Genomic DNA, 9,061 nt, shown 5'->3' with positions numbered 1-9,061 from the left:
AAGGAAAAGATTCTCTCCTGGCATGCCTCCCCGAGTGATGATCTCGTTTTCCTGATCGCTCGCGGATGTTACCGATGGCAGGGATTGCACCATCCGCTGGATATCAAACGCCCCGCCAGGATCACTACGAATCTCAAAGTTGTCTACATGCATGGTACTCAAGACAGACGCCGAAGAGCGTGTGAAAGCCTTCCCTGTCACCTCTATGGCTTCCCCTTCAAGGGACTCCATTTTTAGCTCAATGATCAGGTTCAGAGGGCGCGCGGTGGTGATCATCAGGTTGAGAAATACCCTCTTCTCATAGCCCATCATGCTCACCTGAAGATGCCTCGTTCCGACGCCGATCCCTGTTATCTCAAACTTCCCTTCCAGATCGGTGGCGTCGCCGAGGTGGGTATCCACAATCATAACGTTAGCGCCGATGAGAGGCTGCTGCGTCGCTTCGTCAAGGACTACCCCCCGGATGATACCCGTATCCGCGGAGAGACCAGAAATCAAGAGTGCCAGTATGAGGTAAATAAGAAGATTCTTCACAAATATGTAACCTCGCATCATTAGATCATTAAACCCAAGTGGACATATGTAGAATTTCCGAATGAGCGATCGGCTGTCAAAGATCTACCTGTGTTACTTCCAGATTACAGGAATTTCCTGCCCACAGCTACAGTGCGTCCCATCCAGATTGACCTCCAGGATTGAGTGCCAGCTCCGTTCTATGAGCGGCTTGTGGCAGTTGGGACAGAAGGTGGTCTGCCCCTCGCTGTCGAACACGTTCCCCACGTACACATACTTCAGCCCCCTCTCCATGGCTAGATATCTTGTTTTCGTGAGGGTCGATTTTGGCGCAGCCGGAGTATCCAGCATCTTGAAATCAGGATGGAAGGCCGTGAAGTGGAGGGGTACCTCGTCGCCCAGATGGTCCGTAATCCAGTCAACCATCTCCCCAATCTCGCCCATATCGTCATTGTGACCCGGGATGATCAGATTGGTGATCTCCACCCAGACATTGGTCTCGTTCACAAGCCAGTTAATGGTATCAAGAACATCATCCAGATGAGAGAAGGTCAGCTTGTGGTAAAACGTTTCGCTGAAAGCTTTCAGGTCGATGTTGGTGGCATCGATATAAGAATAGACCTCTTTCCTCGCTTCCGGCATGATGTAACCGTTGGTGACCATCACGTTCCTGATACCCTCTTTGCGGGCCGCCCTGGCCACATCGATAACGAATTCGGCGAAGATGGTGGGATCGTTGTACGTGTAGGCAATACTGGGACACTTCTGTTTTTTGGCCAACTGCACCACTTCCTGGGGCGTCACCTGTCGAGAGTGGAGATTGTCCAGCTTCGCTTTGGACATGTCCCAGTTCTGGCAGAACCGGCAGCCGAGGTTACATCCCGCCGTGCCGAAGCTGAGTGTGGGCGTTCCAGGCAGAAAGTGGTTCAGCGGCTTCTTCTCAACGGGATCAACAGCAAAGCCGGCGGCGCGGCCGTAGGCGGTCTGGACGAGTTCACCGCCCTCGTTCTTACGTACAAAACAAAATCCTGATTGGCCATCTCCAATTTTGCATAATCGCGGGCAAAGGGTACAGAGAACCCGGTTATTCTTTATCGGTTCCCACCATTTTGCCAGTTTCATCACACTGGAAACTACAAAGTTCTGGACTCAATCTTGGGGTTTTCTCCTCATTCTGTGGACAGTCAATTGAAAAAGAAAGCCCCTCCGGCGTAAGCCAGAAGGGCCAGAACTGTGTCAGTCGAGGCTATCTACTTACTGCCGCAGACGATAGGTAACTCCCTCAATACAGGTGATAAATTTATCCAACTGCGTCGACGTAGTGAATAGTTCAATGATCTCCTCAAAGCTGTCGATGGGGTAGTTTTCCTCATCATAATCTCTCAGGAAGTTTGATTCCAGCTTGATGAGATAATCCCTGAGAATCGGTTTTGCTACACCCTTCTGTCTCAGGTTATTGATCTGGAACTTGATCTGACCACGAGAGGTCATCTGGAAGAGTGAAATCAATCCGTGATCAGATTGAGATTTATAGGTCAGGGTCCCATATTCAGAGCCCCTGCCCCAGGAAGCCTCATCAGCTGCGCTTTCAGTAAAGTCACAGAGCCGTTCACCGACTTTCACGACTTCGCGGGAAGCCTCTTTCTGCAATTCCTTGATAAACTTCTGCTTATTCCACTTCAAAGGGTTTCTCCGTCAAATAGGTTATTCAACACTATTAAGTAAAAAGCTACCCTTAAATTTACTAACAACCGGAACAAAAACACATTGTCTTTTTAAGCTGTCAGTCGCGGACGAAACCATGATGCTGATTTGCCACACCTGATTCTCCTTACTATATTCTCCTTCTCGTTCAGGTGTGAACAGATGACAGATTCATCCATCTCAAAACCCCAAGCTGTCTCCCTTCTGGTAGTCACCGCCCTGTTATGGAGCACCGGCGGGATTCTGGTGAAGTCCATCAACTTGAATCCCTTCGCCATTGCGGGAGCGAGAAGTCTCATCGCGGCCCTTGTAATCATGATGAAAATAAGGAAACCGCTATTTACATGGTCACCCTATCAGTGGGGCGGTGCGGTAACCTATGCCGCGACAGTCATTCTCTATGTGGTTGCCAATAAACTGACGACGGCGGCCAACGTAGTTCTGTTAATGTACACCGCACCCTTATCCGTCATTGCGTTCGCACCATGGTTCCTGGGCGAAAAATCGTCAGTGAGGGACTGGTTGGCTGTTCTTTCCGTCATGACCGGCATCGTCATCTTCTTCCTGGATAAACTTTCACCGGCCGGATTCTGGGGCAACATTCTGGCAGTTCTGAGTGGGATCTGTTTCGGATGGATGACGCTCTTCCTTCGCAAACAGAAACGGGGGTCGCCCGTGGAGTCGGTACTGTTGGGCAACCTCATTGCCGCGGCTGTCGGAATGCCATTCTTGCTTGGATCGGAGATTCCCCCTGTCGAGGAGATCGGCTTGTTGCTCGCGCTGGGTGTTCTACAGCTCGGCGTCTCGTACCTGCTCTATAGCCGCGCGATTAAACACGTAGAGGCTTTTCAGGCCGTCCTTTTCACCATGCTGGAACCGATCCTGAATCCTGTCTGGGTATTCCTTCTCCACGGTGAGCAGCCCGGCCAGTGGGCTATTGCCGGTGGTATTCTAGTCCTGTCAACATTGGCTATGCACGGTCTTGCCTCGAGCCGTTCCGCGTTATCATCAAGTAGGTGAACCGGGCGCTACGGGGATTTTGCGTAGTCATTTATGGCCTCGCAGCATCAAGGAATGTTCACTAACTCTGCCGTGTCGAGAGCTTCGTTGACAAGTCCTTCCACGTCTAGGGCTTCTTCCGCTTTAGCCACATCAGCCAGTCTCGCCTTCGTCGCCGGCCTCTCGGGAACGAAGAGCGAACAGCAGTCCTGATCCGGTAGAATGGAGGTTTCGTAAGTACCAATATCACGAGCGACATCGATAATCTCCTGTTTGTCCATTCCGATCAGCGGTCTCAAGATTGGAATAGCTGTCACACTCTCGATGACATCCATATTCTCCAAAGTCTGAGACGCAACCTGTCCCAGCGATTCCCCAGTCACTACAGCGTGCGCCCGCTCCCTTCTCGCGACTGCTTCGGTGATCCTGAACATGAAGCGCCTGTAGAAAATGACCCGGTAACGTGCAGGCGTCTCAGTCATGATTTCCTTCTGAATGGGAGCAAGTTCAATCAGTCGAAGCTTGGCTCGATACTGAAAACCGTTCAGAATCTGAATCAGTTCATGAACTTTATCGATGGAGGCACGCGTTGTGTAAGGCATCGAATGGAAATGAACAAACGTAACCCTCGCGCCGCGCTTCATGGCATAGTACGCCGCCACGGGAGAATCGATGCCTCCCGACAGCATGCCCACCACCTTCCCGCTTGAACTTACGGGCAATCCTCCTCGCGCCACAATACGTTCAGTGTAAACAAATGCCATCGCCTGAAACATATCAATAAAACAGGTGGCGTCAGGATTTCCCAGGTTGACCTTTTTTTTCAGCCGCTCCAAGATGTGGGCACCCACAACTTCATTGACCTTCCTAGCGCTGAACGGCACCTCTTGACCCCCTCTGCGGGCGGTGATGCGGAAACTGTCAAACTCCAGTTCATCGAAAGCTTCGAGTGCATCCCGGCACAGAACATCCAGGTCCTGCTTAGATTTGCGGACGAAAGCGAAGTATGCCAGTCCAAAAGTGTTCTGAAGGGCTGTCTCCATCATGGGACATAAAGCGTCAGATTCAGGAGTCAGCTTGACGAGAATCCTGCCGTGAAGTCTGCGAACTGAACTGAACGAATCGGGGGCCGCGCGCTGAAGCGATTTCTTTATGTTGTTCCTCAGCTTATCCTCAAAGAATCGCCGGTTTTTTCCCTTTAGGCCGATTTCGGAGTAGTGGCACAGAATGTGGGATGGTCTCATCTTCGCTTCAGTTTGGCTCGGCCGCAATCACCCGGGAATCTCAATCTTGAGACTCAGTTCCGCCGGCAAATCGAGGAGAAAAGTGTCTAGGGTCAGCATTCATCGGTTACTTCTCACTGTTGCAACCCCACAGTGACTACTCATCAACAGGATGGATAGAAATGGCAAGGTTCTTATCCACAACAACGAAGTGATTCGGCGGTACCTTGTTCCAGTCCTCACTGACGTCAGTAAGTTTCTCCGACACAACCAGCACGGCGTGATCCTGCGGATCTCCCTTGGTCATGCGGCAGACGCCATCGATGCATTCAAAACAGCGTCCCTCCGAGTGGTAGAGTGTATGAGGTTCCATATTGTGATCGGAGACATACCTGGTCGCAACAACTGAATTACCATCGGTGATGACCACGTTGAGGAACGACGGCTTCGTGATTCCGTGGTCGTTAAGAAGTTCCTTCAGTTCGGTAATCGTCTCGCAAAGTGCCTGTACCAGATCGTCAGTCTCATGGGAATCACCGTTCTGATAAAGCTTCTCCAGGAACAGGGCGAAGAAGTGTTCCGAGTCGGTTTCGCCTTTTATCCAGTCGTAGATACCGTCAGACAGCCTCATCCGCAGCGCCCGTTTGATCACGCGGAAGCCTCCGATACTACCGTTATGCATACACAGCAAATTGCCGTAATGAAAGGGATGACTGTTGGTTTCAGAGACGCCGCCGTGGGTGGCAGCCCGCACGTGGGCGATGATACACGGTGATTGAATTTTAGGCGCAAGGTAACGCAGATTCATATTGTTCCAAGCGGGCTGTACGGATAGGAACACAGCCGGTAAGGTATCAATCTCGGGCTGGTACCAGCCGACGCCAAAGCCGTCACCGTTGAGAGGTTCTTCACGTTCACGGGCACGGAAACTCTGCGTCACCAGGGAGTTCCGCGGCTGATACAGAAGCTTGTCCATCAGAATAGGTGCACCTTTGTAAGCCAGAAAACGACACATATCACTCAACTCCTTTAATATATCACCGAATGATTCTTCCTTTACTCTTCAGCTTGACAAAAATATTAGTTCAGCACCGGATAAACATCAATCGATTTCGTCACGCACTGGTGCCGGCGACGTACTGTATACTCGCCGTGAGCGGTTCGACGATTAGTTTCTCCCTCAGACTCTGCTGAACCTTCTTCGCCTCAGGTATGGAAACGTCCCATGAATGGAGTCCTGCGTAATTCATTTTCGGGTGCGCTCCATCTTTCTCATGATGAAGCCTGTCATCTTGAGGATGACCCGCCGTGGCAGAAACCGCTGCACAAAAGCGAGAAAACGGTTCTGCCTGCCGTGGATAACCGACGGCACCCTGCCCAGAGCATTCAATGCGGTTGAGACAACTTCTTCAGACGTGACCGACCCGACACCGTACGATCGATCTCCCATTCCTGCAACTTTCTGGAATTCCGTATCTGTATAGCCTGGCGAGAGGGCCATCACGTCGATACCACTGGCACGATACTCTTCCCACAGTGCCTCGCCTAGGAATCGATTGAAAACTTTTGTAGCGCCGTACAGAGAAAAATAGGGCGTCGCCTGGTAGGCGGCCGTTGAGGCGAGAAAGATGATTGCGCCCCTACCCAATGATACCATCTGCGGCAGATATGCCTGAGTTATTTCTACCGGTACGATGCAGTTGAGCCGCACCATTTCAGAGTGGCGGTGGCGATCCAGTTCATGAAATCTGCCCACCAACCCGAAACCAGCGTTGTTTACAAGCACCCCAATCTGCCGCTCGCCAACATTCGACAGCACGCGTGCGGTAGCGTCCCCGGCCGCGAGATCCTGGACAACGGTTAGCGTCTCGACAGCGTAGTTATGTTCAATTTCCGCTGCCACTTGACTGAGTCGGTCTTCCCGGCGGGCAACCAGAATAATGTTGAGACCTTTCGCGGCTAACTGACGACAGAATTCAGCCCCAATACCGGAGGAGGCGCCGGTGACCAGTGCCCACGGGCCGTACCGGTCTTGCCATTCCACGACATCCACAAGAAGCTACCGGACGACCAGGATGGGACCTACTGCCTTTTCGAGTGTTCTTATAGGCTTACTGCCGGTGAAGAATTTCTTGAGAGCGGACTGCCCCGAATCTCCCATTACGATTATGTGATCGTCTCCCGCATATTCCACAAAAGTTTCTACAGGATCACCGGTGACGAACTGCTGATCATGAGAAACATTATTAGACTGGAGGTAGCGCGCCGCCGCCTTGGCCGCGCGACTGTAGCCGGTGCCGAAACGGGTTGTCTTCGAGACAGTGAGTATATTAACATGCATATCCAGATTGCCGGCGATAGTTGCCCCAAACCGAACCGCCCTTTTGGTAGCTTTTGAATCATCCACACAGAGTAAAAGTTTGTATTTCTTTTTCTGATCGACATCCTTGGCAACAAACATTGAGGTGGGTATATACTGCAGCAGATTGTGGGCCATCCGCCTCCCCTTACTGCCGCCGATAATGGACAGCGTATAGCTATCCTGGCCGCACTCCTTGCGCAACTCTTCGATGATATCACCCTCTCTTAAGATCAGGCTGACATCGCGCCCGTAGCTGCCGGGCAGCACCAGTCTGAAACGGCTGGCCTCTTCTACTATGTTCTCAGGATGAAAACCGTTCTCATCTTTCTCTTCTAGGTATCCTGATTTGCGCAGGTAATCGAAAGCCCAGTGCAGCACTTCAACACCTGGATGATAGATCTCCCACCTTGCCAGACTGTCTCGGGCAAGGCTGACCCTGCTCTCATATATCTGCCGTGGTTTGGAACCGACATACACGATACCGAGATGCGCATCAAAAGATTTGGCAATCTGTGAACCGATCTGAAGCGTCGGTTCTGAATATTCCTTACTGCCTATTGCCAATAGAAACTTCATACCGAAATCAATTTAGCTGATCTAGTTAGATACATCAAAACTTTACCTCAGTAGCGGCCACCAGAAATTAGAGACAAGAAACAGGATCAGAATTGACATCAGGAACATTTTCCAGCCTGCTCTCAGATAGTCTTTAGCTGTTACCAGACCACTGGAGTGAATAATCATACAGGTAGGAGATGCCACAACTGTCAGATACGCGAAAGATGACGCCACCGCTGTGGCAATCCCGATGAGCACCGGATCACCACCCATATTCAGAACAATCGGTCCAATGACAGCCACCGTGGCGGCATTACTTAGAAGATTGGTTAGTCCCGCTGTAAGAATGACTGATGTTATGCCTCGTAGCATATCGACGTCTGGCGTGATAAGAGTGAGTGTATCAATTGCCTTTGTAGCGACCCAGAGAGCTGCGCCGGTCTCCTTCATCTGAAAACCTATAGAGATGGCCGCCCCAAATAGAAGAATCACACCCCAGTTAGTGTTACGGTTGAGCTCCTGCCACTCCACGAGTCCAAAGGAGAGGTAGAGCACCACACCGATCAGAGCAACGATGCCGAGGCCGATCCTGGGACTGAGGAATACCCACCCTAGGAAAACAATGACAAAGACAGCAATAGCAAAGATTTGCCGCCCCGTCATTTTGCCGCTTTTTGCCACCTGAACCGTCAACTTGCGAACGGCAGAATCGAGAGTCATTTTCTCGGGACGGAAAGTCCACCACAGTATCAGTGCTGCCAACGGAATCTCCAGCAGAAGTACCGGATAAGAATATTTCATCCATTCGAGATACGATATATCAGCAATGCCGAATTGGGAAAGATAGCCGATCATAATGACGTTCCTGCCGCCGCCGGAAGGTGTCCCTATGGAACCCATGGCACTGCCGTAAGCGATAGAGAATAGGATCAGTCCGGTGAGACTGGATACCTTCTTGGGATCCTTGTTTGTGTGACGAATCAGTGTCAACCCTACCGGCATCATCATTGCGGTTACCGTATGCTCACCGATAAACGATGAGAGGATGGCACAGACCGCAATAAAGCCGAAAACAATCTTCCACGTCTGGTGGCCCGCAAGTCGTATAATACCGAGGGCAAGTCGCGTATCGAGGCCCTGATGCACGATAGCCACTGCCAGCATCAGCGACCCCATAATAAAAAAGACTGCATCACTCATGAAGGAAGAGGCAGCATCGTTGGGTGAAGATATGCCGAACAGTACTTGAAAAATAACCATCAGAAGCGCAATAGCCGGCAGAGGGAGAGGTTCAAAGATGATGAGCAAGACAGCCACCACAACAATAATAATCGACCGGTAGCCGTACAGGGTTAAGCCTTCAGGCGTAGGAAGAAGAAAGAGGAAAAGCCCGCATAAAAAGGCGAAGAAGAGCCAACGCCTCTGGGTAAACCAGTATATGATGTTGGCAATCACTGCGGAAGTTTACAGCCGAACTTGTGTGAAGAACCACAAGTTCTCGAGCCGAGTTCAGAACGCCTCAGGAAATCTGGTATGATTCTCTCTATTTGATATAGTAAGCTTCATCAGCCGGCCGGAGTGTTCTCGCCATCCAAAGTGGCCGGCGCAGGCCGTTAGGACCAGGGCCAGGACGAGCCATTTTCAACCACTCTTTGTAGATTTCAAAGGACCTGTTCGTATCTACCTGAATATCACCATATTT

At 51.0% G+C, this 9,061-nt stretch carries 10 protein-coding genes; 1 reads left to right on the top strand and 9 read right to left on the bottom strand.

Annotated elements, in window-relative coordinates; translation table 11 throughout:
- The 3 genes from QF669_04400 to QF669_04390 all read right to left on the bottom strand — a co-directional run.
- The coding region (locus QF669_04400) for a carboxypeptidase-like regulatory domain-containing protein (protein MDP6456684.1) at positions 1 to 534 on the bottom strand (534 nt) is incomplete at its 3' end.
- A 93-nt stretch (positions 535 to 627) separates the two neighbouring features.
- Positions 628 to 1,635 carry an AmmeMemoRadiSam system radical SAM enzyme gene (gene amrS / locus QF669_04395; protein MDP6456683.1) on the bottom strand — a complete coding sequence of 336 codons (1,008 nt, stop codon included), beginning with the start codon at positions 1,633 to 1,635 and terminating at the stop codon, positions 628 to 630.
- 132 nt (positions 1,636 to 1,767) lie between these two features.
- Complete coding sequence (locus tag QF669_04390) at positions 1,768 to 2,196, bottom strand: hypothetical protein (GenBank protein MDP6456682.1); 429 nt, start codon at positions 2,194 to 2,196, stop codon at positions 1,768 to 1,770.
- Between the two features lie 183 nt (positions 2,197 to 2,379).
- Here QF669_04390 and QF669_04385 point away from each other — a divergent pair, with 183 nt between their 5' ends.
- Entirely contained in the window at positions 2,380 to 3,237 is an 858-nt protein-coding gene (locus QF669_04385; GenBank protein ID MDP6456681.1) for an EamA family transporter, read from the top strand.
- Positions 3,238 to 3,284: 47 nt separating this feature from the next.
- Here QF669_04385 and thiI read toward each other — a convergent pair whose 3' ends face one another.
- From thiI to QF669_04355, 6 genes are all read right to left on the bottom strand, one after another.
- The gene (thiI, locus tag QF669_04380) at positions 3,285 to 4,460 is read right to left on the bottom strand and encodes a tRNA uracil 4-sulfurtransferase ThiI (protein ID MDP6456680.1); all 1,176 of its coding nucleotides are present in this window, start codon (positions 4,458 to 4,460) and stop codon (positions 3,285 to 3,287) included.
- A gap of 136 nt (positions 4,461 to 4,596) precedes the next feature.
- Positions 4,597 to 5,454 (bottom strand): class II glutamine amidotransferase, encoded by an 858-nt coding sequence (locus QF669_04375; GenBank protein ID MDP6456679.1) that lies wholly within the window; start codon positions 5,452 to 5,454, stop codon positions 4,597 to 4,599.
- Positions 5,455 to 5,554: 100 nt separating this feature from the next.
- Positions 5,555 to 5,689, bottom strand: a complete 135-nt coding sequence (locus QF669_04370) for a hypothetical protein (protein MDP6456678.1) — start codon at positions 5,687 to 5,689, stop codon at positions 5,555 to 5,557.
- Entirely contained in the window at positions 5,686 to 6,492 is an 807-nt protein-coding gene (locus QF669_04365; protein MDP6456677.1) for an SDR family oxidoreductase, read from the bottom strand. The genes QF669_04370 and QF669_04365 overlap by 4 nt, the downstream gene beginning before the upstream one ends.
- A 6-nt stretch (positions 6,493 to 6,498) precedes the next feature.
- Positions 6,499 to 7,377, bottom strand: coding sequence for a universal stress protein (locus QF669_04360; GenBank protein ID MDP6456676.1), 879 nt, complete (start codon positions 7,375 to 7,377; stop codon positions 6,499 to 6,501).
- A 42-nt stretch (positions 7,378 to 7,419) separates the two neighbouring features.
- Positions 7,420 to 8,814, bottom strand: coding sequence for a DASS family sodium-coupled anion symporter (locus QF669_04355; protein MDP6456675.1), 1,395 nt, complete (start codon positions 8,812 to 8,814; stop codon positions 7,420 to 7,422).
- Positions 8,815 to 9,061: the final 247 nt, after the last annotated feature.

The organism is Candidatus Neomarinimicrobiota bacterium, assembly GCA_030743815.1.
Lineage (GTDB): Bacteria > Fidelibacterota > Marinisomatia > Marinisomatales > S15-B10 > UBA2146.
Note: the sequence above shows the minus strand (reverse complement) of the source record. Positions and strands in the feature narration are given on the sequence as shown.